The sequence below is a fragment of the Cupriavidus sp. CP313 genome (assembly GCF_054072015.1).
On record NZ_JBSVZB010000027.1, the window covers coordinates 35,913 to 58,731 of the forward strand.

Genomic DNA, 22,819 nt, shown 5'->3' on the forward strand with positions numbered 1-22,819 from the left:
TGCTGCTTCAGGCCGGCACGGCTTCGCGCCCGGCGCGCCCGCGGGCAATGATGGTCTTCATGATCTGCGCGGTGCCGTCGCCGATCTGGAAGCCGAGCACATCGCGCAGGCGCTGCTCCATCACGCCGCGGTCATAGCCGCCGTGGCCGAAGGACAGCAGGCACTGGTGCACCACGTCGTAGGCCAGCTTGGGCGCCCACCACTTGCACATCGCGGCTTCGGTGGTGTGTGGCTGGCCATGATCCTTCAGCCACAGCGTCTGCAGGCACAGCAGCCGGGCCGCGGTCACCTGGGTCTGGAAATCGGCCAGCGGGTGCGATACCCCCTGGAAGGCCGACAGCGGCTTGCCGAAGGCCTGCCGTTCCGCCACGTAGGCCCAGGTCTCGTCCAGCGCGGCCTGCGCCACCGCCAGCACCTGCAGGCCGATCAGCGCGCGTGAGAAGTCGAAGCCCTGCATCACCTGCACGAAGCCCTGGCCTTCCTGGCCCAGCAGGTGGCTGGCCGGCACGCGCACGTTCTCGAAGAAGATCGAGCCGCGGCCGATGGCGCGCTGGCCGTGGCAGTCAAAGCGGTTGCGGGTGATGCCAGGCAGGTCCATCGGCACCAGCATGGCCGAGACGCCGCGCGCGCCGGCATCGACCGGGCCGGTGCGGGCAAAGACCACCGCGGCATCGGCCTGGTCCGCGGCGGAGATCGAGGTCTTCTCGCCGTTGAGCACATAGGCGTCGCCGTCGCGCTCCATGCGCAGGCGCAGGTTGGCCGCGTCGGAGCCGCCGCGCGGCTCGGTCAGCGCGATCGCCAGCAGCGCTTCGCCGCGCGTGAGCCGCTGCAGCCACGGCCCGCCGATTTCAGGGCGCGCGTGCTGTGCCAGGATCTGGCCGTTGAGCGAAGCCAGCAGGTTGATATACGACAGGCTCAGGTCGGCGCGCGCCACCGCTTCATGAATCACGCCGGCCGCGAGCGAGCCCATGCCCTGCCCGCCGCAGGCCTCGGGCAGTTCGGGCGCGATAAAGCCCATCTCGCCCATCTCGCGCATCAGCGCGCGGTCCAGCACGCGGGTCTGGTCCCGCTCCAGGTAGCCGGGCGCCACGCGCGCATCGGCAAATCGGCGCGCATGCTCCGCCAGCGCCATCAGGTCTTCGTCAAGGTAGGGGTTCATGGTTGTCTCCGCTTGGTCGGATGCCAGCGCTTATCTGGCGTACTTGCGGAAGTCGGGCTTGCGCTTTTCCTGGAAGGCCTTCACGCCCTCGCGCGATTCCTCGGTGTCGTAGTAGAGCTTGAGCGCGTACATGCCCATGCCGGCGATGCCGCCCTGGTGCGCGGTGTCCATGTTGAACGAGCGCTTGGCGATGGCGATGGCGGTCGGGCTCTTGTCCAGGATCTCGTCGCACCACTTCTGCACTTCGGCGTCGAGCTGGTCGTGCGGCACCACCGCGTTCACCAGCCCCATCGCCAGCGCCTCGGCGGCCGGGTAGCGGCGGCACAGGTACCAGATCTCGCGCGCCTTTTTTTCACCGACCACGCGCGCCAGGAAGGCAGTGCCATAGCCCGGGTCGACCGAGCCCACCTTTGGCCCTACCTGCCCGAACACGGCCTTTTCAGAGGCGATGGTGAAATCGCAGATCGTGCACAGCACGTTGCCGCCGCCGATGGCATAGCCCTGCACGCGCGCGATCACCGGCTTGGGCACGTCGCGGATGGCGTTGTGCAGTTCTTCCATCGGCAGGCCGATGGTGCCGCGCCCGTCGTACTGCCCTTCATGCGCGGACTGGTCGCCGCCGGTGCAGAACGCCTTGTCGCCGGCGCCTGCCAGCACGATGGCGCCGATCTCGCGGCCGTAGCCGGCGCGATTGATGGCGTGGATCAGCTCGTCGCACGTGCGGCCGCGGAAGGCGTTCATCTTCTCCGGGCGGTTGATGGTGATCCAGGCGGCGCCGTTGCGCACTTCGTACAGGATGTCTTCGTATTGCATGGTGGTCTCCATTTTCTGGTGTTTGCTTGCTCAGCCGTTCATGGTCAGGCCGCCCGACACGCTCAGCACCTGGCCGGTGACAAAGCCGGCGTCGTCGCTGGCAAAGAACAGCACCGCGCCGGGCAGGTCGTCCGGCTGGCCGATACGGCCCAGCGGGATCGAGCGGGTAAAGGCCTCGACCAGCTTCTCGGGGTTGCCCGCGCCCTGCTTGTAGTCTTCGAACAGCGCGGTCTCGGTCGGCCCCGGGCACACCACGTTGACGGTGATGCCGTGGCGAGCGTGTTCGCGGGCAATCGTCTTGGAGAACGACACCAGCCCGCCCTTGCACGCGGCATAGACCGCCTCGCCGGACGAACCCACGCGCGCCGCGTCCGAGGCAATGTTGACGATGCGCCCGCGCCGGCGCTCGACCATGCCCGGCAGCACCGCGTGGTGCATGTGCAGCGCGCCTGTCAGGTTGATGGCAATCAGCCGCTCCCATTGCGCCGGCTCGGTCTTGATGAACGGCTTGAATACATCCCAGCCGGCGTTGTTGACCAGCACGTCCACCGGTCCCAGGCCCTGCTCCACTGCCGCCACCGCGGCATCCACGCTGGCGCGCTCGGTGATGTCGCAGCGAAGCGCCAGCGCGCGCCCGCCAGCCTCGCGGATCTGGCCGGCGATGCGCTCGGCCGCTTCCGGGTTCAGGTCGAGCACGCCCACCGCCGCCCCGGCGCGCGCAAAGCGCAAACAGGTTGCGCCGCCGATACCTCCGCCACCACCGGTCACGATGACGGTCTTGTCTTCAAGTCCTTGCACAGCGTTCTCCTTTCAGGATTCCGGTGCTATCGTGCCGGCCAGGACGCCGTCACATCGCACCGCCAATTAGGTAAATATGTTTACCTATAATAGGGGGCCGTCGTTGCCTGCGCAAGACGTCAACACTGTGGAAAAGACTATGGTTAACCCGGAAGCAGGAGCAGAATTCCCGACAAACGCGCGCATGGAACTGGCCAACCGGCTTTTCTTCCGCTTGTATCAATGCGCAAATATGTTGCATAAAACGGGATCACGAGCCGTCGAGGCAGAAGGCCTGACGACGCAGCAGTGGGCCGTGCTCGGCGCGTTGTCGCGCCCGGAAGCCGCCGATGGCATGAGCGTGGGCGACCTGGCCCGCTACCTGATGGTGAGCCGGCAGAACCTGTCAGGACTGGTCAGCCGGATGGAACGCGACGGCCACGTCACGCTGGCCCCGGACGGCCGCGACCGCCGCTCACGGCTGATACGGATGAGCGAGCCGGGACGGGAGGTCTGGCTGCACCAGGCGCAGCCGAAGATCCGGGCTTATTACGAGCAGGCGCTGACGGGTTTTTCTACCAATGACCTGACGCACACGTTGCATTACCTGCTCAAGTTGCTGGACAACATGCGCGCACTCGACACGCCCGACAGCGCGGACGGTGGCAGTCCACAGGACTGAGCCGCACGAAGTATCGCAACTGAAACAAACCGGCCGGCCGGAACAGCCGAGCGCGCGCCCGCGGTCCGCATCCTGGCCTGCCGCGCCGACTGGCGCGCAATATGCGTTGGCATGAAGTTGCTCAGACATCGCGAGCATCAACGGCGAGGCGCCATGCCATTCGCGCCTCGCCACGCCCCGAAGCCCTGAACCACTGCCCCGGCCACTTGCCGCCGTGCACACCGCCGGGACGGCGACCGATCCAACCATAACCGGAGGTCCCGCCATGACCCGCTACATCGTGCTAGCCAGCTTCACCGACCAGGGCATCCGCACCGTCAAGGACACCACCAAGCGCGCCGCCGCCGTGCGCGAGATGGGGGCGCGCCTGGGCGTGCAGATGAAAGACATCTACTGGACGCTGGGCGAATACGACATCGTGCTCACCGTCGAAGCGCCCGACGACGAGACCATGACCAGCTTCGGGCTGACCATCGGCGCGGCCGGCAACGTGCGCACCCAAACCCTGCGCGCCTTCAATAGCGACGAGATGCAGGGCATTCTCGGCAAGATGGGCTGACCTCTGCCCCAGAAACGCACAACGCCCGCCGGGGCCATCCCGGCGGGCGTTGTTGTTTGCCGGGCGCAGCGCGCAGGCTCAGAACCCTTCCAGCACCAGCTTGCCGATGGTCCGCCCGCCTTCCAGCATGGCGTGCGCGCGCCGCAGGTTCTCCGCGTTGATGCGCCCCAGGTTCTCGCCCAGCGTGGTCTGCAGGCGGCCGGCATCGACCAGCCGCGCGACCTCGTTAAGCAGACGATGCTGCGCGACCATGTCGGGCGTGCTGAACATGGCGCGCGTGAACATGAATTCCCAGACGAAGGTGGCGCTCTTGTTCTTGAGCAACTCCACCGGCAGCGGCCGCGCATTCGAGACAATGGTGCAGATCTTGCCCTGCGGGGCGACCAGTTCGGTCATCGCCGGGAAATGGCCGTCGATATCGTTGAAGCAGAGGATGTAGTCGACCTCGGCAAATCCAAGCGCCTTCAGCTGCGCCGGCAGGTCGCCACGATGGTCAACCGTATGGTCGGCGCCAAGGCGGCGGCACCATTCCTGCGACTCGGGCCGCGACGCAGTGGCGATCACGGTCAGCCCGGCCAGCACCTTGGCCAACTGGATGCCGATCGAGCCCACGCCGCCCGCGCCGCCGATGATCAGCACCGAGCGGCCGGCGTGATCCCCCTTGGGCGAAATGCCCAGCCGGTCGAACAGAGCCTCCCAGGCGGTGATCGCCGTCAGCGGCAGCGCCGCCGCGTTGGCGAAGTCGAGCGAAGCAGGCTTGTGGCCGACGATGCGCTCATCGGCCAGATGGAATTCGGCGTTGGAACCGGACCGCGTGATGCTGCCCGCGTAGTAGACCGGGTCGCCGACCTTGAACAGGGTCACCTCCGGCCCCACCGCGGCCACCGTGCCGGCCGCGTCCCAGCCCAGCACGCGCGGCGTGGGCTCTACCTGCGCCTTGGGCGCGCGGACCTTGGTGTCGACCGGGTTGACCGAGACGGCCTCAACCTTCACCAGCAGGTCGCGGCCGCCGGGGCCGGGCATGTCAATCTCCACGTCCTGCAGCGAACGCGGGTCGGAGATGGGCAGGTACTGGGTCAGGCCGATGGCTTTCATGGCGGGCTCCGGGTTGTGTAGGGAATGAACTGAAGCGTAGCCCGTCACGATTGATTTGATTAGCTGGAAACTACAACAATCAATTTCCCGAAACTCCGGATAATCACCCAACAAAAAGGGCCGTCTGCGCTACCCGCGCAGACGGCCCCGTCAGGGCTTGCCGTTGGCCCTACACCGCCAGGATCTGCCCGCCGCCGTAGCTCGACTGCTCCGGCGCCTCGCCGCCCAGCGCCATCTTCACCGCGCAGTACTTGAACTCCGGGATCTTGCCGAAGGGGTCCAGCGCCGCGTTGGTCAGCTTGTTGATCGCCGCCTCGTAATAGCAGAACGGCACGAACACAGCCCCGCGCGGCGTGCCGGCGTCGGCCCGCGCGTACAGCGTGACTTCGCCGCGGCGCGATGCCAGCGTGACCACGTCGCCCGGCTTGCCGCCCAGCGCGTCCAGGTCCAGTGGGTGCACCAGCGCCACCGGGTCCGGCTCGATCGCATCCAGCACGCCGGCGCGCCGCGTCATGCTGCCGGTGTGCCAGTGCTCGAGCTGGCGGCCGGTGATCAGCACCATCGGGTAGTCGGCATCGGGCCGCTCGGCTGCCGGGATGATATCTGCCGGCACGAAGCGCCCACGGCCGGTGGCGGTCGGGAAGCTGTCGATAAAGATCACCGGTTCGCCCGGGTCGCCCTCTTCCTTGCACGGATAAGTCACGGCGTGTTCGCGCTCCAGCCGCTCCCAGGTCACGCCGCCGATGCTGGGCATGGCCTGGCGCATCTCGTCGAAGACCTCGGCCACGCCGTCGTAGTGCCAGTCCAGCCCCAGCTGCGCCGCCATCTGCTGGATGATCCACAGGTCCTGGCGCGCCTGCCCCGGCGGGTTCAGCGCCTGGCGGCCGAGCTGAACGGTGCGGTCGGTGTTGGTGAAGGTGCCGGTCTTCTCCGGGAAGGCCGAGGCCGGCAGCACCACGTCGGCCAGGTAGGCGGTCTCGGTCAGGAAGATGTCCTGCACCACCAGGTGGTCGAGCGAGGCCAGCGCCTCGCGCGCGTGCTCGGCGTCGGGATCGGACATCGCGGGGTTCTCGCCCATGATGTACATGCCGCGCACCTCGCCGCGCTCGATCGCCTGCATCACCTCGACCACGGTCAGGCCGGGCTGGCGGTCCAGCGGCATGCCCCACAGCGCCTCGAAGCTGGCAATCGCTAACGGATCGTCCACGCGGCGGTAGTCCGGATACATCATCGGGATCAGGCCGGCGTCGGACGCGCCCTGCACGTTGTTCTGGCCGCGCAGCGGATGCAGGCCGGTGCCGGGGCGGCCGATCTGGCCGGTCATCAGCGCCAGCGCGATCAGGCAGCGCGCGTTGTCGGTGCCGTGCACGTGCTGCGACACGCCCATGCCCCACAGGATCATCGAGGCCTTGGACGTGGCATAGAGCCGCGCCACCTCGCGGATGACCTCGGCCTCGATACCGCACACCGGCGCCATCAGTTCCGGGCTGTACGCCGCGACATTGCGCTGCAGCTCGTCAAAGCCGATGGTGCGGCTGTCGATGAAGTCCTGGTCCACCAGGCCCTCGGCGACGATGACATGCATCATCGCGTTGAGCAGCGCCACGTCGGCATCGGGCTTGAACTGCATGAAGCGATGGGCAAAGCGCGCCAGGTCCGAGCGGCGCGGATCGGCGACGATCAGCTTGGTGCCGTTCTTCACCGCATTCTTGATCCAGCTGGCCGCGACCGGGTGGTTCACGGTCGGGTTGGCGCCGATCACGATCACCACCTCGGCCTTGTCGACATCCATCACCGGGTTCGATACCGCACCCGAGCCGATGCCTTCCAGCAGCGCCGCCACCGACGAGGCATGGCACAGCCGCGTGCAGTGGTCGACGTTGTTGCTGCCAAAGCCGGTGCGCACCAGCTTCTGGAACAGGTAGGCCTCTTCATTGCTGCCCTTGGCCGAGCCAAACCCTGCCAGCGCGCGCTTGCCGTGGGTGTCGCGGATCTGCGCGAGCTTGCCGCCGGCCAGCGCCAGCGCCTCTTCCCAGGTGGCCTCGCGGAACACGTCCATCACGTGGTCCGGATCCATGACGAAATCGCCCTGCTTGGGCACGCCTTCGCGGCGCACCAGCGGCACCGTCAGGCGCTGCGGATGCTGCACGTAGTCAAAGCCGTAGCGGCCTTTCACGCACAGCCGCTCGTGGTTGGCCGGGCCATCGCGCCCTTCCACGAACAGGATGCGGTTGTCCTTGATGTTGTAGGTCAGCTGGCAGCCCACGCCGCAGTACGGGCAGACCGAGTCCACCTGCTTGTCCGGCACCGCCAGCGCGGCGTCGCGCGCGGGCATCAGCGCGCCGGTCGGGCAGGCCTGCACGCACTCACCGCAGGCCACGCAGGTCGACGCGCCCATCGGGTCGTCCATGTCGAATACGATGCGGGCTTCGTCGCCGCGCAGCGCCAGGCCGATCACGTCGTTGACCTGCTCGTCGCGGCAGGCGCGCAGGCAGCGCGTGCACTGGATGCAGGCATCCAGGTTGACGGCGATGGCCGGGTGCGACAAATCCGCCGCCACGCGTTCGCGCGGGGCAAAGCGGGGCTTGCCGACCTCCAGCTTCGCGGCCCATTGGTCAAGCTCGTTGTTGCGGGTGTAGTCGGTTTCCGGCATGTCCGACTGCAGGAGCTCCAGCACGGTGCGCTGCGCACGCAGGGCGCGCTCGGACTCGGTCAGTACCTGCATCCCTTCCGCGGGAAAACGGCAGCACGACGGGGCCAGCACGCGCTCGCCCTTGATTTCGACCATGCAGGCGCGGCAGTTGCCAGCCGGCTCAAGGCCGTCCTTGTAGCACAGGTGCGGGACGTCAAAGCCTTCGCGCTGGGCTACCTTCAGCAGGCTCTCGCCGGGCTGCGCGCTCACTTCGCGGCCGTTGAGCGTGAAGGTGACGGCTGGCTCGGCGGATTCGACAAGCGCGCGTTCGGCGCGGGTCAGTGCGTTCATGTCAGTCTCTCAGGCCAGTTCGTGCGGGAAGTACTTGATGACGCAGTCGACCGGATTGGGCGCGGCTTGCCCCAGCCCGCAGATCGATGCATCGCGCATCACCGCGGACAGGTCATCCAGCGCCGGCAGGTCCCACTTCGGCTGGCGGATCAGGTCGAGCGCCTTGGCGGTGCCGGTGCGGCACGGTGTGCATTGCCCGCAGGACTCGTGCTTGAAAAAGTGCATCAGGTTGCGCGCTGCCTGCGTGGCGCTGTCCTGGTCGGACAGGATAACCACCGCGGCCGAGCCGATAAAGCAGCCGTAGGGCTGCAGCGTGTCGAAATCCAGCGGGATATTGCCCATCGATGCTGGCAGGATGCCGCCCGAGGCGCCTCCCGGCAGGTAACCGTAGAACTCGTGGCCATCGAGCATGCCTCCGCAGTATTCGTCGATCAGTTCGCGCACGGTAATGCCGGCCGGCGCCAAATGTACGCCGGGCCGTTTCACCCGGCCGGAGACCGAGAACGAACGCAGTCCCTTGCGGCCATTGCGCCCCTGCGAGGCAAACCACTCGGCGCCCTTCTCGATGATGTCGCGCACCCAGTACAGGGTTTCGAAGTTGTGCTCCAGCGTCGGGCGGCCGAACAGGCCCACCTGCGCCACGTACGGCGGGCGCAGCCGCGGCATGCCGCGCTTGCCTTCGATCGACTCGATCATGGCCGACTCTTCGCCGCAGATATAGGCGCCCGCGCCGCGGCGCAGTTCGATCGTCGGCAAGCCGGGGATTGGCGGGTCTTGCTGCAGCCGCCGCAGTTCTTCCGCCAGCAGCGCGCGGCAACCGGCATATTCGTCGCGCAGGTAGATATAGATCGCTGACACGTTGACCACCGTCGCCGCGATCAGCATGCCTTCCAGGAAACGGTGCGGATCGCGTTCCAGGTAGACGCGGTCCTTGAAGGTGCCGGGCTCGCCCTCGTCGATGTTGATGGCCATCAGCCGGGGCGCGGGCTCGTTCTGCACGATGCGCCACTTGCGCCCGGTCGGGAAGCCTGCGCCGCCCAGGCCGCGCAGGCCGGAGTCCTCCATCGTGCACAGCACGGCGGCCGGGTCCAGGTCGCCGCTGGCGAGGGACTTCAGCAAGCCATAGCCGCCGTCCTTCTGGTAAGCGTCGTAGCCGATATAGGGCTCGGGCGCATGGCGCACGGCCTTTGCCTGCACGGCGGCGTCGATGGCCTCGGCCGTGGCAGCGTCGACCGGATTCTGCCCGACCAGCGCCGCGGGCGCCTTCTCGCAGCGGCCGATGCAGGGCGCGGCCACCACGCGCACTTCAGTGCCGAGCAGCGCAGGCAGCTTGTCGATCAGCGCCTGCGCGCCCGCCAGCTCGCAGGCAATGCCTTCGCATACGCGCACGGTCAGCGCCGGCGGCGGCGCGATCTGGCCGTCGGCGTCCTCGCGCACCACGTCGAAGTGGTGGTAGAAGGTGGCAACTTCATAGACCTCGGTCATCGACAGCCGCAGCTCGCTGGCCAGCGCCACCAGGTGCGGCATCGCCAGCTGGCCGTAGCGGTCGTTGATGCAGTGCAGGTGTTCGATAAGCAGGTCGCGCCGGCGGGGCATGTCGCCCAGCGCCACGCGCACTTCAGCCAGCGCGGCCGCGTCTACCTGCCTGCCCTTGGGCTGGCGGCGCTTGCGCTGCCGGCCGAGCCCCGTCGCCTCGAGTGGAATGACAACCTGGTTCATGGCGTGCCTGGATTCTGTTTGTGGGGATCCGATGTGCAATCAGGAAGGCGCCCGGCGGGACGCCCTCCTGTCGCGCTTTGTAGTTGTCGTATTGTGCTACCGGGCGCGGCGCCTGTGCAGGCATCGCAGCCGCCACACCCGGATCCTGCCGGCGCCGGGGCGCCGTACTGCTTTCTTCATCAGGTCAGGTCTTCCGGCACGGCACGGTAGCCCATCGGTGCCGAGGTATTGGCATGCACATACTTGCGGGCATGGGCTTCGCGCATCGGCTTGAGCACGAACAGCGCCAGGATCGCCGACAGCGCCGCCATGCCGGAGGCCAGCATGAACACCGCGTGCCAGTCGCCGGTGGCGGCCGTGATCACGCTGGAGAACGGTACCAGCAACGCCGCCGTACCCTTGGCGGTGTACAGCAGGCCCGCGTTGGTGGCAGCAAACTTCGGCCCGAAGGTGTCGCCGCAGGTGGCCGGGAACAGGCTGTAGATCTCACCCCAGGCAAAGAACACCACGCCCGTCAGCACCACGAAGGCAATCGGGTTGTGGCCGTACCTGGACAGCAGCAGGATGCCCACGGCCTCCACCGCAAAGGCAAAGAACATGGTGCGCTCACGGCCGATGTGATCGGAAATCCAGCCGAAGAACGGTCGCGTCAGGCCGTTGAGCACGCGGTCGATGGTCAGCGCGAAGGTCAGCGCCGGCAACGTCAGGCCCAGGATCGAGACCGGCGAGTCATGCAGGCCGAAGTCCTTGGCGATCGGGCCGAGCTGCGCGGTGGCCATCAGGCCGCCAGCCGCCATCATCACGAACATCGCGTACATGATCCAGAAGATCGGCGACTTCAGCACCTGGCGCGGCGTGGCGTTGTAGGTCGCGGCAGCCTTCAGGGTCGACTTGACCTCGCTCAGGATCTTGGCCGACGGCGGGTACAGAGCCATGCCCAGCAGGAACACGATCAGGCCCTGGCCGAGACCGAACCACAGGAACGTGGCTTCATAGCCCGAGGACTTGATCATGTTGGCGATGGGCACCACCGTCATCGCAGAGCCAGCGCCGAAGCCCGCCGCGGTAATCCCCGCCGCCAGCCCCCGGCGATTCGGGAACCACTTGAGCGCGTTGCCCACGCAGGTGCCATACACGGCGCCGGCACCGATACCGCCAATGGCCGCGGCGAAGTACAGCATCGGCAGCGAGGACGCGACCGAGTTCAGGGCCCACGCAATCGCGCACAGCAGGCCGCCGCCCACCACTACCGGGCGCGGGCCGTACTTGTCGACCAGGTAGCCTTCAATCGGGACCAGCCAGGTTTCCGTCACGACGAAGATGGTGAAGGCCACCTGGATCGCGGTGCGGCCCCAGTGGTACTTGTCGTCGATCGGATTGACGAACAGCGTCCAGCCGTATTGCATGTTGGCGATCATCGCCATGCAGATCACGCCGAATGCCAGTTGCACCCACGGCGACGCAAAGCGCGACGTGGACTCCCTCTGCTGCAATTCCATGATGTCTCCTTATAGCGGCTTGCCGCCAAGGTGGAAGATGGGCGCCTGTAGACGCCTCTGCGTAACTCTCAGTCAAAGAACAGCTGAGCCGTTCTAGCGCTATACAGTATGTGATATATCAGGTAAGTCAAGCGTATTCGTCGCGGCCCTGCAGCATGGGACCGCGATGGGCGACGCCTGGCTGGCCGTTGCTGCAGTGCGACTGGTGCGCACACTGCATCAATGGCCGGTCCGATAGCAGCCGGAGTCATTGGAAATCAAGCAGTTGCCATGCGCCGGCGCATCAATCGGCCGACTGTTGGCACCCGCAAGAATGCCGGGGATCGCGCTTGGGAAAAACCGGGAAAACGATGAGTTGGGGAAAGTCCCTAGATGCATACATTAATGTCTGGCGACGTTTGTATGGCCTTGGGAACGACGCAGGAGGAGGCGTTGCAGGCACAACAGGGAGCTGCCGGATCGGGACAGGCTGCGCAAGCAAGGGTTGCGCGAGGCGATCGCTGGCAGCGATCGGGAGGAAGATGGTGGCGGCCGCAGGTTCGTGCAGAACCCTGCCCTGGCTCGCGGCGAATGCCGCAGATCAGGAACCAACCGAGGTACTGCCACAAGGGATGCCGGCCGCTACAACCCTTGCCAGATGCGCTGTTCAGCGCGAAAGGCACATGGCGCCTGCGCGCATTACGCGTAGGCCAGTTCACCGGCAGCGGGCACGATGCGCGACGGGCTGGCACGGCCCACGCCATCGCTTTCCTGGTTCGAGCCCAGGCCGGCGAAGCGACCGTGCTCCTGCGCGGTCACCAGCACGTCCATCGGCAGGCGCGTGGCCAGCAGCGTGGTCACGCCGACACCGACAGCAATCAGGCCCAGGCCAAGAGCGAAGAGAAGAGCGACTTCCATTTGAAAACTCCAATAGCGTTGTGATCAGGAGTTTTCATTATATGCTGCGCTGCACTATGTGTAAATATCCTGTATGTAATATATCAGTAGAAGTTTTGCACTAGTACAACGGATGCCGCCCCAATGTCCCCAGATGAGCCGACGGCCTCACACCGTGGCCGTTTCGCGACGCGCCACCGGCGGCTCCTGATACTCCTGGCCACGCAAGGCATCCCAGATTGCCGCGGCATTGGGCTTGAGCGAACGGCTCTTGCGCCGAACCAGCATCACCGTGGAAGTCACCTGCGGACGCAGCGGCCGCATCACCGCCGCCGGATTCATGCCGCCAACCTGGGCACGCGACGGCACCACGCCGATCCCAAGGCCCAGCGCCACCATGCCGAACACCGCCGCAAAGTGGCCGAGCAACTGCAGCGAGCCCGCGCGCACGTGATAGCTGCTGAGCGCCTTCTCCACCGCGGGCTGCATGCCGCACTGCTGGTCCAGAGCCAGCACGCGGGCATCGCTCAGGTCGCCCCACCCTACCGCGTCGCGCATGGCCAGCGGATGCTGGGCGGGCAGGACGGCGTGATAGGCATCGACGCACAGCGGTTCACAATAGAGGTCATCGCTTGGCTGCGGATCGGTGGCAATGCCGAAGTCCACCTCGCCGCTGCGCACGCTCTGCAGCACCGACTCCTGCGAGCGGTCCTTCAGGTGGATGGCAATCGCCGGCCACGCTTGCCGGCAGCCGGCCAGCCACGTCGGCACCGACATCGAGCTGAGCACTGGATCCGAAGCGATCTGCACCAGGCCCTGGCACGGACGGCTGGCGCTCTGGCTGTCGCGCAGGGTCTGCTCCACCTCTTCGATCAGGTGGCAGATGCGCTGCGACAGGTGCTGGCCGGCATCGGTCAGTTCCACCTGGCGCGTGGTACGGTCGAACAGGCGCTGGTCGATCTCATCTTCCAGCTCACGCACGCTGCGGCTGACCGCGGATTGCGTCAGGCCCAGCTCAACAGAGGCACGCGTAAAGCTCTTGTGCCGCGCCACTGCGGCGAAGGCCTTCAGTTGGGGGAGCGAGATATTCATGACCTGCCCCCCTGCCCGGCACCGGCGTGGCTGAGACGGAGCCTGTCTTCAGGCATGGCGGGGTGTCGCGTTGCACGCACCGTTGCGTTCAGTCCGGTCACGGTAGTCTCCTTGTGTTTTTTTGTCGTGGCTGTAGGCAGCCATCGTTGTTATCGGCCATGCTTGTGGCCATTGGCGGGCTCCTGGCGCAAGCCGGAGAGCCGGATTCGGGGCGGGGCATGCAAATCCGACGATTGATGCTACTTGAATCTAAGATCAGCACTGCATAAAGTTTTTTATCGTTTATATAGCCAATCGTTTATATATTGCACGGGACGAGGATGAGGAACGCCACACTGCGGCAACTGAAGGTCTTTGAGACCGTTGCCCGCCATATGAGCTTTTCACGCGCTGCCGAGGAACTGCACCTGACGCAGCCCGCGGTATCGACCCAGGTACGGCAGCTGGAGCACCACGTGGGGCTGCCCCTGTTCGAGCAGTTGGGCAAGAAGATCTACCTGACCCCGGCGGGCCATGAGATGCTGCATTACAGCCGCAGCATCATCCAGCAATTCCGCGAGGCCGAAGACGCCATGTCCCAGCTCAAGGGCATCTCCGGCGGCCGGCTCAACGTGGCAGTCATCAGCGCCGGCGACTATTTCTTTCCGCGCCTGCTGGCCGAGTTCATGAACCGCCATGAAGGCGTGACGCTGAACCTTGCCGTGCATAACCGCGAGGAATTGCTGCACCAGCTGGCCGGCAACCTGACCGACCTGGCGGTGATGGTGCGCCCGCCCGAAGGCATGGACACCATCAACGAGGCCTTCGCCCCGCACCCCTATGTCATCGTGGCTGCGCCCACCCACCCACTGGTCGGCCAGCGCAATATCCCGTTGGCGGCGCTGACGGATGAAGCCTTCGTTTCACGCGAGAAAGGCTCGGATACCTGGAATTCGATGCAGGAAGGCTTTGCTGGAAAGCTGTCCAATATGCGCATCGCGATGGAGATCAAAAGCACGGAGACCATCAAGCAGGCCGTGATCGCCAACATGGGCATCGCCTTCCTGTCAGCGCACACGGTCGGCCTGGAACTGCAGGCCGGCAAGCTCGCGGTGCTGGACATCGAGGGCTTCCCGGTCATGCTCAACTGGTACGTGGTGCACCGCAAGAACAAGCGGCTGCCGCCGGTGGCGCTGGCGTTCAAGCAGTTCCTGATGGAGGACGGCGCGGGGCTGATCCAGCGCATCACCGGCGTGGAAGGTTTGATCAGCCAGAATGCATAAACGATTGATTATGGTTTTACTATGAAACTTTAATTATCGTAAATCATCGAGGGTCCCTATGCTTGTCTCAACCCAACCGCTACAGCGCATCTCAGGAGACGAGCATGAACCAAGTCCAGCAGGAAAGCCGCCAAGCTGCCGTCACGGTCGGCACCGATAACCAACCTATTCCGCGCGACACCCAGCTCGCCGCCTACAACGCCGCATTCATCGAGCTGGGCCTGCGCTTCCGCTGGGACGCCGAGATGTATGAATGGCTGTGCGGCATCGAATGCGAGAAGGCGCGCGTGGCCCGCTATATCGAAGAACACCACGCGCACCTGCTGGCCGCCTATGACGCCGCCTTTCTGAGCGCGCTGATCTTCGAGAAGAAGAACGAATATCTGCGCGCGGTCGGTCATCTCAACTGAGGGGCCGGTCGGCTCACGGCGAGGCGCGCGAGCGGCCTCGCCTTTTTTGCCTGGCCCGCATGTCCCTCAGGCGAGGTCCGCCTCCTCTGCCTTGACTGCCGGGCGGGGCAGCCGCTTGATGCGCTTGCGTGGCCTTTGCGCCGCGACCCAGAGGTCGTATGCCATCTGCATGCCGCTCCACATCTCGCGGCTCGCGCCCAGGGCTTCTTCCAGGCGAATGGCGATGTCCGGCGTGATCGACGAATGACCATTCAGGATGCGCGAGAGCGTTGCGCGCGTCACGCCGATGTGCGCGGCGAACGCCGTGATGGTCATATCGTCCATGCCATCGAGCCAATCGGCCAGCACCGCGCCGGGGTGCGGCGGGTTGTGCATGCGCGTCATGATGAGGTCCTTCAGTGGTAGTCCTGGTAATCGACGACGATGACGTCGATGCCGTCGAACATGAATGTCAGCCGCCAGTTGCCATTGACGCTGACGGACCAGTGGCCGGACATGTCGCCGCCCAGTTGATGCAGCTTCCAACCTGGCACCCCCATGTCCTGGGGTCTCGTGGCGTGATCCAGCGCACCGAGCTGGTTACGCAATCTCTGCGCGTGATGCGGCTGGATTCCCGCCTTGGAGCCAGTCTCGAAGAAGCGTCTGAGGCCCGCATGGGCGAAACTCTTGATCATCGATGTCCAGGTAGCAGAGTGTATAGCGTATAGATACGCTATACAAGCGTTAGAAGCTTGCTTGCGTTGCCGGGGACGGACTCTATCACCTGAAGCACATTGGGATCCCTGTCGGCGGCTGCTTTTGAGCCATTACTCATTCCGCGCCTGGAGGAGATGGCGATGTGCCGGCCGGCATGGATCCATTGCCATGCCGGTGCGGGCGCAGTCGTCGTAAGATTCGGCATCAACACTCATGTGCCCGGCACTTGCCCGGCTTGCCACCCGTTTCATGCCAACCCGACGCACCGACGAAGAATTTGCCCACGAACTGATCCGGCTGCTGAGCACCGAAGGCGTGTCGTCGCTGACCATCGGTGAGATTGCCCGACGCATGCGCTGCTCGCGGCGGCGCCTGTACGAAATCGCGCCGACCAAGGAAGCGCTGTTCGTCGGCATCTGCCGCGACGTGCTCGCTGACAACCTGGAAAGAGGCTTTGCCGCGGCGCGCCGAGAAAGCGATGCGGCGCGGGCAGTGTCCGCCTACCTGCATGCCGCGCTCCACACATCGGGACTGAGCAAGGCCGCGCTGGCGGACCTGGATGCGATCGACAGCGGCCGGGCGGTATTCGACGACTACCAGCTGGCGCGTGTGCGCGGGCTGGAAAGCCTGCTGGACGCAGGCATGCGGCAAGGGCTGATGGCGCCACACAATCCGCGGCTGGTTTCCGAAGCGATCCTGGGCGCCGCGCACCGGCTGCGCAACCAGCAGTTCCTGAAGGAAACTGGCCTGAAGATGGGCGATGCCTTCAGCGAGTTCTACGAGATCATCCTGAACGGCCTGCTGTGCCGGCCCGAAGCCGGCGCCCGCACCTCCTAGCCGCGCGCCGGATCGCGGCGCCTGCCCTGCTATTGCGGCGGGATGTTGGCGGCGCGGATCACGCGGCCCCACTTGACGTATTCATCCTGCACGAAGCGGCTGGCCTGGTCGGGCGCTGCCACCACCGGGATCAGCGCCGCGGCATCCAGCGTGGTGCGCAGGTCCGGGTTCTTCTGGGCCTGGTTGATGACCTCGTTCAGCCGCGTCACCACCGCCGCCGGCGTGCCCTTGGGCACGCCGGCCGCCATCCATCCCACGACCTCGAAACCGGGGACGCCCGATTCCGCATGCGGTGGGCGCGCTCAGGCCACCTGCCGCTCCTGGCCGCCCCAGTAGCGGCCGCGGATGGCCTTGCGGTCGATCTTGCCCAGCGCGGTCAGCGGCAGCTCATCCACGAACACCACCTGCTTGGGCGCATTGACCACGCCCTTGTGCTGCGTTACGTGGCCGATCACGTCGGCCTCGGTAAGCGCGGCACCGGGCCGGGCCACGACCACGGCGGTGACCGCTTCGCCCCACTTGGCGTCGGGGATGCCGATCACTGCGGACATGGCGATGGCCGGGTGCAGCGCCAGGCAATGCTCCACCTCGCTCGGGTACACGTTGAAGCCGCCGCTGATGATCATGTCCTTGGCGCGGTCGACGATGTACAGGAAGCCCTCGCTGTCGCAACGGGCCATGTCGCCGGTATGCAGCCAGTCGCCGGCAAAGACCTTGGCGTCTTCCTCGGGCCGGTTCAGGTAGCCCTCCATCACCAGCGGGCCGCGCACGCACAGCTCGCCCACCTGGCCCGGCGCGACTTCACGCAGGTCGGGGTCCAACAGCTTGACCTGGTTGCCCGGGATCACCTTGCCGCACGAGCGCAGGCGCTCGGGGTTGTCCGGCTCGTGGTCGCGCTGGCTCAGGTAGCTGATGCACATCGGCACTTCAGCCTGGCCGTAGACCTGTCCGAACACCGGACCGATGCGGCGCAGCGCGTCAGCGAGGCGCACCGGTGCGATCGGCGCCGCGCCGTAGAGCACCAGCTCCAGGCTGGACAGGTCGGCCGCGTCCAGCCCGTCGCAATCGAGCAGACCATAGATCTGCGTGGGCACCAGGAAGGTCAGGTTGATGCGTTGTTCGGTCACGCGGCGCAGGAAATCGGCGGGGCTGAACTTGTCGCACAGGTAAATGGTGCCGCCACGCAGCAGCGTCGGCAGGAACAGGCTGCCGGACGCGTGCGAGATCGGCGTGGTCACCAGGTAGCGGATCTGCGCCGGCCATTCGTAGCTGGCCAGCATGTACTGCAGCACCGTTACCGTGGTCCGGTGTGTATGCAGGATGCCTTTGGAACGGCCGGTGGTGCCGCCGGTATAGGCCAGCCGGCTGATTTCCGTGGGGTCGTCGCCCGGGACCACGGGCGCGTCATCGAACGCAGCAGCCGCACTGGCCAGGCCAGGCCCGAACTCGCCATCGTCCAGCGGCAAGACCTGCAGGCCGGCGCCAGCCGCCAGCACGCGCGCCCGCTCGGTGAAGCGGGCGTTGTCCACCACCAGCGCCCGCACCCCGGCATCCTGCAGCACGAAGGCGTGATCCGCTTCCGATGCCATCGGATGCAGCGACACGTTCTTCAGCCCGGCCAGCTGCGCGGCGATGATGGCGGCGACCGCTTCGGCGCGGTTGCCCACCAGGAAGGCCACGGCATCCTGGCGCGCCAGCCCGCGGGCGGCAAACAGCCGCGCGATACGCGCGCACTGCTGCGCGAGCGCCTCATAGCTCAGCGTGGTGTCGTCGCCGACGATGGCGGGCACGCCGGGCCGGGCGCGCAGCGCGGCTGCATAGAGCTGGCCCACCGTTGCGCCGCCGTGGACCACCGCAGTGGCCGAAACTTGACGGGTCATGTTGTCTCCTCGGATCGGTCTTTGTCAGGGCTCCCAATGTAGGAGGCATTCGGTACTCAGTCAACGCATTTGGTACCGAAAAAACCAGGATCGGCTACGCCAAGGCGGCGCTGGAAGCGCACGCCGGCCACCTGCTCGGGAAAACTCGGGGGACAAACGAGACCTGCGCAGCCGCCCCGGCTGGGGCCGCCGCGTAAACAGGAAACGGCCAGGACCAGGGCCTGGCCACCGGGCCGCCGCGCTGAGCGGCTGGCCCGGGATCACGAAGAAGGCACGCGCCTCAGGCCTGTTCCTTGACCTGGTTTTCCAGCTCCACCAGCCGCTTCTTCAGCGCCCGCTCCTCCTGGAAGCGCACGGTCTCGTCGCGGACCACCGCGACGATGCCGGTCACCGCGCCGCCGGCGTCCTTGAGCAGCGCGACGGTGAAGGCGATCGACATGGACTTGCCGTCCTTGTCGACCGCGGGCACCTTGAGCAGGTCGTGGCCGTAGCGCGTGATGCCGGTCGCCATGGTCTTGTCGTAGCCGTCCCAGTGCCGCCCGCGCAGGCGCTCAGGGATGATCAGGTCGAGCGACTGGCCCATGGCCTCGGCCTGGGTAAAGCCGAACATGCGCTCGGCGGCGGGGTTCCATAGCGTGATGGCGCCCTTGGCGTCGGAGATGATGATGGCGTCGCCGATGGCGGACACCAGTTGCGCGTAATCGATCTGGTCTGTCATGGGGATTCCCTCGTTATTACCAGGGCCGGTCGGCGCCGGCCTGTCATGGCCATCAAGGTAGCGTGCCGCATGGCCACGCTGCAAGCAAAAACGCCGGAGCCCGCTATGCGCGAGACCCCGGCGTACGCTCCGGCACAAGTGCCGGCGGGCAGCGTCAGATCACCTGGGACTCGCGCAGGCGCTTGATGTCGTCCGCACCGTAGCCCAGGCCGGCCAGCACTTCATCGCTATGCTCGCCCAGCAGCGGCGACCCGGTGATCTCCGGCTTCAGGTCGGAGAACTTGATCGGGCTGCCCACCGTCAGGTAGGTGCCGCGCTCCTTGTGCGGCACCTCGGTGATGCTGCCGCTGGCGCGCAGCGACGGATCATCGGCGATTTCCTTCATCGACAGCACCGGCGAGCACGGGATGTCGAACTTGCGCAGGATGTCCACGGCCTCGTACTTGGTCTTGTCGGCCAGCCATTCTTCGATGGTGTTGAAGATATCGAAGATATGCGGCTGGCGCGCCTTGGCGGTGGCGTAGTTGGGATCGGAAATCCATTCCGGCTTGCCCAGCGCCTTGCAGATCGGCTCCCAGGCATGGCCCTGGATGGTGAAGTAGATATAGGCGTTGGCATCGGTCTCCCAGCCCTTGCACTTCAGCACCCAGCCCGGCTGGCCGCCGCCGCCCGCGTTGCCGCCGCGCGGCACCACGTCGCTGAAGCTGCCATGCGGATACTGCGGGTACTCTTCCAGGTAGCCCAGGCGGTCCAGGCGCTGCTGGTCGCGCAGCTTGACGCGGCACAGGTTCAGCACCGCATCCTGCATCGACACGGCCACCTTCTGGCCCTTGCCGGTCTTGTCGCGGCCGATCAGCGCGGTCAGGATGCCGATGGCCAGGTGCATGCCGGTGTTGGAATCGCCCAGCGCCGCGGCGGACACCGTCGGCGGGCCATCCCAGAAGCCGGTGGTCGAAGCCGCGCCGCCGGCGCACTGGGCCACGTTCTCGTAGACCTTCAGGTCTTCATAGTGGTGGCCGTCGCTGAAGCCCTTGACCGAAGCCACGATCATCTTCGGGTTCAGCTCGTTGATGCGTTCCCACGAGAAGCCCATGCGGTCCAGCGCGCCCGGCCCGAAGTTCTCGACCAGCACGTCCGATTCGCGGATCAGCTGCTCCAGGATCTTCTTGCCTTCCGGCTTCTTGGTATCCAGCGTCAGGCTGCGCTTGTTGCTGTTGAGCATGGTGAAGTACAGCGCATCGACATCCGGGATGTCGCGCAGCTGGGTGCGCGTCACGTCGCCGGAACCGGGGCGCTCGACCTTGATCACGTCTGCGCCGAACCACGCGAGAAGCTGCGTGCAGGCGGGACCGGCCTGGACGTGCGTGAAGTCGATGATCTTGATGCCGTTGAGTGGGAGGTTCACTTTCGTTCTCCTATTGGATCAGAGGGGTGAAATTCGGGTGAATTACTTCGTGGCCGAGCTTTGCGGATTCAGATTGGTCAGACGACCGCTTTCGGTGCCAGCAGCCGGGTCGATGACGGCATTGACCAGCGTGGGCTTGCCCGACCGCAGGGCTTCGTTCACCGCAGCTTCGAGTTCCGCCGGCGTGGTGACGTTGTGACCTACGCCACCGAACGCTTCCATCATCTTGTCGTAGCGCGCGCCCGGGACGAACGTCGTGACCGCCGGATCCTTGCCGCCGGTCGGATTCACGTCGATACCCTTGTAGACGCCGTTGTTGTTGAAAATGACGATGCAGACCGGCAGGTTGTAACGGCAGATCGTCTCGACTTCCATGCCCGAGAAGCCGAACGCACTGTCACCGCACAGCGCCAGCACCGGCTTGCTGGTCTCGACCGCCGCGGCGACCGCGTAGCCCATGCCCACGCCCATCACGCCCCAGGTGCCCACGTCAAGGCGCTTGCGGGGCTCGTACATGTCGATCACGGCACGGGCGTAGTCCAGCGTGTTGGCGCCTTCGTTGACGAACGAGATGCCCGGGTTGGCCTTGACCACATCCTTCAGCACGCTCAGCGCGCCGTGGAAGTTCATCGGCGCGACATCCTTGGCCTTGGCCAGGGTCTCGGCCATCTTCGCCAGGTTCTTGTCCTTGCGTTCGTCCACCGCGTTCAGCCACTCGGCGCCCGGCTTGGCGAAGTCGTTGCCGACCTTGTCGAGTATCGCCGACACGCACGAACCAATGTCACCCACTACCGGCGCGGCGATGGCAACGTTGCTGTCCATCTCGGTCGGCGAGATGTCGACCTGGATGAATTGCTTCGGGCCACCCCAGGTCTTGCCCTTGCCGTGCGACAGCAGCCAGTTCAGGCGGGCGCCGACCAGCAACACCACGTCAGCTTCAGCCAGCACATACGAGCGTGCGGCCGAGGCCGATTGCGGATGCGTATCGGGCAGCAGGCCCTTGGCCATCGACATCGGCAGGTACGGAATGCCCGTCTTCTCGACCAGCGCGCGGATATCCGCTTCGGCGCGTGCGTACGCGGCACCCTTGCCCAGCAGGATCAGCGGGCGCTTGGCGCTCTTCAGCAGCGCGACGGCACGGTCGACCGAGTCCGGTGCAGGCAGTTGGCGCGGGGCCGGATCCACCACCTTGATCAGCGACTTGCGGCCCTTCTCGGCTTCCATCGACTGGCCCAGCAGCTTGGCCGGCAGGTCCAGGTACACACCGCCCGGACGGCCCGACACGGCGGCGCGAATGGCACGCGCGATCCCGACACCGATGTCTTCAGCGTGCAGCACGCGGAAGGCAGCCTTGGCGTGCGGACGGGCGATGGCCAGCTGGTCCATCTCTTCGTAGTCACCCTGCTGCAAATCGACGATCTCGCGCTCGCTCGAGCCGCTGATCAGGATCATCGGGAAGCAGTTGGTGGTCGCATGCGCCAGCGCCGTCAGCCCGTTCATGAAGCCGGGCGCAGACACGGTCAGGCAAACGCCCGGCTTTTGCGTGAGAAAGCCGGCAATCGCTGCTGCGTTGCCTGCGTTCTGCTCGTGACGGAAGCTGATGACGCGCATGCCGTTGGCCTGCGCCAGACGAGCCAGATCGGTCACCGGAATGCCGGGCAGACCGTAGATATTTTCGATGCCGTTCAGCTTCAGCGCGTCGATGACCAGATGAAAACCATCGGTTTGTGCCTGATGTTCTTCCGTGGCGTGACGCTGCAGCTCGTTTCCGACTTCTGCCATGGTTGATTCCTTCTATGCAAATTGACTGGGGTTGGAATTCTTTTATTTCAGGGTGTCTTCCGCGGTGGTGCTCCCGACCCGCTTGGCTTCGACGACTTCGGACATGTCTTGGTCTCCTCGTTGAATTCTTTACAGGGCGGGGCTTTCTCGCCTTCTCGCCCTTCACTGTTGCTACCCGTTTGCCTTGCGGCGCCCGATCGTTTCCGCTGATCTTGATGACATACGGTATGTGATATATCAGAACGAAGCAAGAAGAATTTCCACTAGACCTTCAAGTTTCGACGATGCGGCGCAGCAATTTTGCAGGCAACTACGGCTAAATCAGCGCAATTAGGACGCCATTCATGCGCAATCGGCACAGATCTCCGGGCCATGTCGAAGCCTGGAAATCTCATCTGGATTACGCATCAAGATATATTACATACCACAATTCCAGCGACTTTCCGGCCCTCTGGAACACGTTGCCACGCACTGGCGTCCTCCGCGAACACCAGCGCGGCCACTAATAGGAATGGTCCGACTTCATCCCGAAGCCCGGCAGACTTCGCCAGGCTCCCCTACCCCCTTCACTGTCG

The 22,819-nt window shown here is 65.6% G+C and carries 21 protein-coding genes; 5 read left to right on the plus strand and 16 right to left on the minus strand.

Going from position 1 to position 22,819, the window contains the following annotated elements; all coding sequences use genetic code 11:
• Nucleotides 1–7: 7 nt before the first annotated feature.
• Genes aliB through badH form a run of 3 tightly spaced genes read right to left on the minus strand, consistent with a single transcriptional unit; the run spans nucleotide 8 to nucleotide 2,770 of the window.
• Complete coding sequence (aliB, locus tag ACW4E8_RS29720) at nucleotides 8–1,159, minus strand: cyclohexanecarboxyl-CoA dehydrogenase (protein WP_456807780.1); 1,152 nt, start codon at nucleotides 1,157–1,159, stop codon at nucleotides 8–10.
• Between the two features lie 30 nt (nucleotides 1,160–1,189).
• Nucleotides 1,190–1,972, minus strand: coding sequence for a 2-ketocyclohexanecarboxyl-CoA hydrolase (gene badI / locus ACW4E8_RS29725; RefSeq protein ID WP_456807781.1), 783 nt, complete (start codon nucleotides 1,970–1,972; stop codon nucleotides 1,190–1,192).
• A 30-nt stretch (nucleotides 1,973–2,002) separates the two neighbouring features.
• Nucleotides 2,003–2,770 carry a 2-hydroxycyclohexanecarboxyl-CoA dehydrogenase gene (badH, locus tag ACW4E8_RS29730; protein ID WP_456807782.1) on the minus strand — a complete coding sequence of 256 codons (768 nt, stop codon included), beginning with the start codon at nucleotides 2,768–2,770 and terminating at the stop codon, nucleotides 2,003–2,005.
• A gap of 139 nt (nucleotides 2,771–2,909) precedes the next feature.
• On the opposite strand from badH, the gene ACW4E8_RS29735 reads away from it, so the two are divergent.
• Nucleotides 2,910–3,431 (plus strand): MarR family winged helix-turn-helix transcriptional regulator, encoded by a 522-nt coding sequence (locus ACW4E8_RS29735; protein WP_456807783.1) that lies wholly within the window; start codon nucleotides 2,910–2,912, stop codon nucleotides 3,429–3,431.
• A 265-nt stretch (nucleotides 3,432–3,696) separates the two neighbouring features.
• Nucleotides 3,697–3,990: a GYD domain-containing protein gene (locus ACW4E8_RS29740; RefSeq protein WP_013953318.1), complete on the plus strand. Its 294-nt coding sequence runs from the start codon at nucleotides 3,697–3,699 to the stop codon at nucleotides 3,988–3,990.
• 78 nt (nucleotides 3,991–4,068) lie between these two features.
• Here ACW4E8_RS29740 and ACW4E8_RS29745 read toward each other — a convergent pair whose 3' ends face one another.
• The 6 genes from ACW4E8_RS29745 to ACW4E8_RS29770 form a co-directional block, all read right to left on the minus strand.
• Nucleotides 4,069–5,085 (minus strand): zinc-binding alcohol dehydrogenase family protein, encoded by a 1,017-nt coding sequence (locus ACW4E8_RS29745; RefSeq protein ID WP_456807784.1) that lies wholly within the window; start codon nucleotides 5,083–5,085, stop codon nucleotides 4,069–4,071.
• Between the two features lie 169 nt (nucleotides 5,086–5,254).
• On the minus strand, nucleotides 5,255–8,068 hold the full coding sequence (gene fdhF, locus ACW4E8_RS29750; RefSeq protein ID WP_456807785.1) for a formate dehydrogenase subunit alpha: 2,814 nt from the start codon (nucleotides 8,066–8,068) through the stop codon (nucleotides 5,255–5,257).
• Between the two features lie 9 nt (nucleotides 8,069–8,077).
• Nucleotides 8,078–9,787, minus strand: coding sequence for an NADH-ubiquinone oxidoreductase-F iron-sulfur binding region domain-containing protein (locus ACW4E8_RS29755; RefSeq protein WP_456807786.1), 1,710 nt, complete (start codon nucleotides 9,785–9,787; stop codon nucleotides 8,078–8,080).
• 179 nt (nucleotides 9,788–9,966) lie between these two features.
• A complete protein-coding gene (gene oxlT, locus ACW4E8_RS29760; protein ID WP_456807787.1) occupies nucleotides 9,967–11,286 on the minus strand; it encodes an oxalate/formate MFS antiporter in 1,320 nt (439 codons plus the stop codon).
• Nucleotides 11,287–11,964: 678 nt separating this feature from the next.
• Nucleotides 11,965–12,183: a hypothetical protein gene (locus ACW4E8_RS29765; protein ID WP_456807788.1), complete on the minus strand. Its 219-nt coding sequence runs from the start codon at nucleotides 12,181–12,183 to the stop codon at nucleotides 11,965–11,967.
• Nucleotides 12,184–12,330: 147 nt separating this feature from the next.
• Nucleotides 12,331–13,254, minus strand: coding sequence for a LysR family transcriptional regulator (locus ACW4E8_RS29770; protein ID WP_456807789.1), 924 nt, complete (start codon nucleotides 13,252–13,254; stop codon nucleotides 12,331–12,333).
• Nucleotides 13,255–13,574: 320 nt separating this feature from the next.
• Here ACW4E8_RS29770 and ACW4E8_RS29775 point away from each other — a divergent pair, with 320 nt between their 5' ends.
• Nucleotides 13,575–14,516, plus strand: a complete 942-nt coding sequence (locus ACW4E8_RS29775) for a LysR substrate-binding domain-containing protein (protein ID WP_456807790.1) — start codon at nucleotides 13,575–13,577, stop codon at nucleotides 14,514–14,516.
• A 104-nt stretch (nucleotides 14,517–14,620) separates the two neighbouring features.
• Entirely contained in the window at nucleotides 14,621–14,926 is a 306-nt protein-coding gene (locus ACW4E8_RS29780; protein ID WP_013953326.1) for an HAD family hydrolase, read from the plus strand.
• Nucleotides 14,927–14,992: 66 nt separating this feature from the next.
• Here the strand turns inward: ACW4E8_RS29780 and ACW4E8_RS29785 are convergent, their stop codons facing one another.
• Nucleotides 14,993–15,310, minus strand: coding sequence for a HigA family addiction module antitoxin (locus ACW4E8_RS29785; protein ID WP_456807791.1), 318 nt, complete (start codon nucleotides 15,308–15,310; stop codon nucleotides 14,993–14,995).
• Between the two features lie 11 nt (nucleotides 15,311–15,321).
• Nucleotides 15,322–15,600, minus strand: coding sequence for a type II toxin-antitoxin system RelE/ParE family toxin (locus tag ACW4E8_RS29790; protein ID WP_456807792.1), 279 nt, complete (start codon nucleotides 15,598–15,600; stop codon nucleotides 15,322–15,324).
• Nucleotides 15,601–15,871: 271 nt separating this feature from the next.
• On the opposite strand from ACW4E8_RS29790, the gene ACW4E8_RS29795 reads away from it, so the two are divergent.
• Nucleotides 15,872–16,459 carry a TetR/AcrR family transcriptional regulator gene (locus ACW4E8_RS29795; RefSeq protein ID WP_456807793.1) on the plus strand — a complete coding sequence of 196 codons (588 nt, stop codon included), beginning with the start codon at nucleotides 15,872–15,874 and terminating at the stop codon, nucleotides 16,457–16,459.
• Nucleotides 16,460–16,488: 29 nt separating this feature from the next.
• Here the strand turns inward: ACW4E8_RS29795 and ACW4E8_RS29800 are convergent, their stop codons facing one another.
• From ACW4E8_RS29800 to oxc, 5 genes are all read right to left on the minus strand, one after another.
• Nucleotides 16,489–16,707 (minus strand): tripartite tricarboxylate transporter substrate-binding protein, encoded by a 219-nt coding sequence (locus ACW4E8_RS29800; protein ID WP_456807850.1) that lies wholly within the window; start codon nucleotides 16,705–16,707, stop codon nucleotides 16,489–16,491.
• Nucleotides 16,708–16,761: 54 nt separating this feature from the next.
• Complete coding sequence (locus ACW4E8_RS29805; protein WP_456807794.1) at nucleotides 16,762–18,339, minus strand: AMP-binding protein; 1,578 nt, start codon at nucleotides 18,337–18,339, stop codon at nucleotides 16,762–16,764.
• A 280-nt stretch (nucleotides 18,340–18,619) separates the two neighbouring features.
• The gene (locus ACW4E8_RS29810; RefSeq protein WP_456807795.1) at nucleotides 18,620–19,057 is read right to left on the minus strand and encodes a PAS domain-containing protein; all 438 of its coding nucleotides are present in this window, start codon (nucleotides 19,055–19,057) and stop codon (nucleotides 18,620–18,622) included.
• A gap of 154 nt (nucleotides 19,058–19,211) precedes the next feature.
• Nucleotides 19,212–20,462 (minus strand): formyl-CoA transferase, encoded by a 1,251-nt coding sequence (gene frc / locus ACW4E8_RS29815; RefSeq protein WP_456807796.1) that lies wholly within the window; start codon nucleotides 20,460–20,462, stop codon nucleotides 19,212–19,214.
• Between the two features lie 42 nt (nucleotides 20,463–20,504).
• Nucleotides 20,505–22,244 (minus strand): oxalyl-CoA decarboxylase, encoded by a 1,740-nt coding sequence (gene oxc, locus ACW4E8_RS29820; RefSeq protein ID WP_456807797.1) that lies wholly within the window; start codon nucleotides 22,242–22,244, stop codon nucleotides 20,505–20,507.
• Between the last annotated feature and the right edge of the window lie 575 nt (nucleotides 22,245–22,819).

What these genes read in the sequence shown, in the direction of transcription:
- badI (WP_456807781.1), bottom strand. Translation starts at nt 1,972, where the DNA reads ATGCAATACGAAGACATCCTGTACGAAGTGCGCAACGGCGCCGCCTGG.
- ACW4E8_RS29740 (WP_013953318.1), top strand. Translation starts at nt 3,697, where the DNA reads ATGACCCGCTACATCGTGCTAGCCAGCTTCACCGACCAGGGCATCCGC.
- ACW4E8_RS29770 (WP_456807789.1), bottom strand. Translation starts at nt 13,254, where the DNA reads ATGAATATCTCGCTCCCCCAACTGAAGGCCTTCGCCGCAGTGGCGCGG.
- fdhF (WP_456807785.1), bottom strand. Translation starts at nt 8,068, where the DNA reads ATGAACGCACTGACCCGCGCCGAACGCGCGCTTGTCGAATCCGCCGAG.
- ACW4E8_RS29755 (WP_456807786.1), bottom strand. Translation starts at nt 9,787, where the DNA reads ATGAACCAGGTTGTCATTCCACTCGAGGCGACGGGGCTCGGCCGGCAG.
- ACW4E8_RS29790 (WP_456807792.1), bottom strand. Translation starts at nt 15,600, where the DNA reads ATGATCAAGAGTTTCGCCCATGCGGGCCTCAGACGCTTCTTCGAGACT.
- ACW4E8_RS29780 (WP_013953326.1), top strand. Translation starts at nt 14,621, where the DNA reads ATGAACCAAGTCCAGCAGGAAAGCCGCCAAGCTGCCGTCACGGTCGGC.
- ACW4E8_RS29810 (WP_456807795.1), bottom strand. Translation starts at nt 19,057, where the DNA reads ATGACAGACCAGATCGATTACGCGCAACTGGTGTCCGCCATCGGCGAC.
- aliB (WP_456807780.1), bottom strand. Translation starts at nt 1,159, where the DNA reads ATGAACCCCTACCTTGACGAAGACCTGATGGCGCTGGCGGAGCATGCG.
- ACW4E8_RS29785 (WP_456807791.1), bottom strand. Translation starts at nt 15,310, where the DNA reads ATGACGCGCATGCACAACCCGCCGCACCCCGGCGCGGTGCTGGCCGAT.
- ACW4E8_RS29800 (WP_456807850.1), bottom strand. Translation starts at nt 16,707, where the DNA reads ATGGCGGCCGGCGTGCCCAAGGGCACGCCGGCGGCGGTGGTGACGCGG.
- oxlT (WP_456807787.1), bottom strand. Translation starts at nt 11,286, where the DNA reads ATGGAATTGCAGCAGAGGGAGTCCACGTCGCGCTTTGCGTCGCCGTGG.
- ACW4E8_RS29735 (WP_456807783.1), top strand. Translation starts at nt 2,910, where the DNA reads ATGGTTAACCCGGAAGCAGGAGCAGAATTCCCGACAAACGCGCGCATG.
- ACW4E8_RS29805 (WP_456807794.1), bottom strand. Translation starts at nt 18,339, where the DNA reads ATGACCCGTCAAGTTTCGGCCACTGCGGTGGTCCACGGCGGCGCAACG.
- ACW4E8_RS29745 (WP_456807784.1), bottom strand. Translation starts at nt 5,085, where the DNA reads ATGAAAGCCATCGGCCTGACCCAGTACCTGCCCATCTCCGACCCGCGT.
- oxc (WP_456807797.1), bottom strand. Translation starts at nt 22,244, where the DNA reads ATGGCAGAAGTCGGAAACGAGCTGCAGCGTCACGCCACGGAAGAACAT.
- ACW4E8_RS29765 (WP_456807788.1), bottom strand. Translation starts at nt 12,183, where the DNA reads ATGGAAGTCGCTCTTCTCTTCGCTCTTGGCCTGGGCCTGATTGCTGTC.
- ACW4E8_RS29795 (WP_456807793.1), top strand. Translation starts at nt 15,872, where the DNA reads ATGCCAACCCGACGCACCGACGAAGAATTTGCCCACGAACTGATCCGG.
- ACW4E8_RS29775 (WP_456807790.1), top strand. Translation starts at nt 13,575, where the DNA reads ATGAGGAACGCCACACTGCGGCAACTGAAGGTCTTTGAGACCGTTGCC.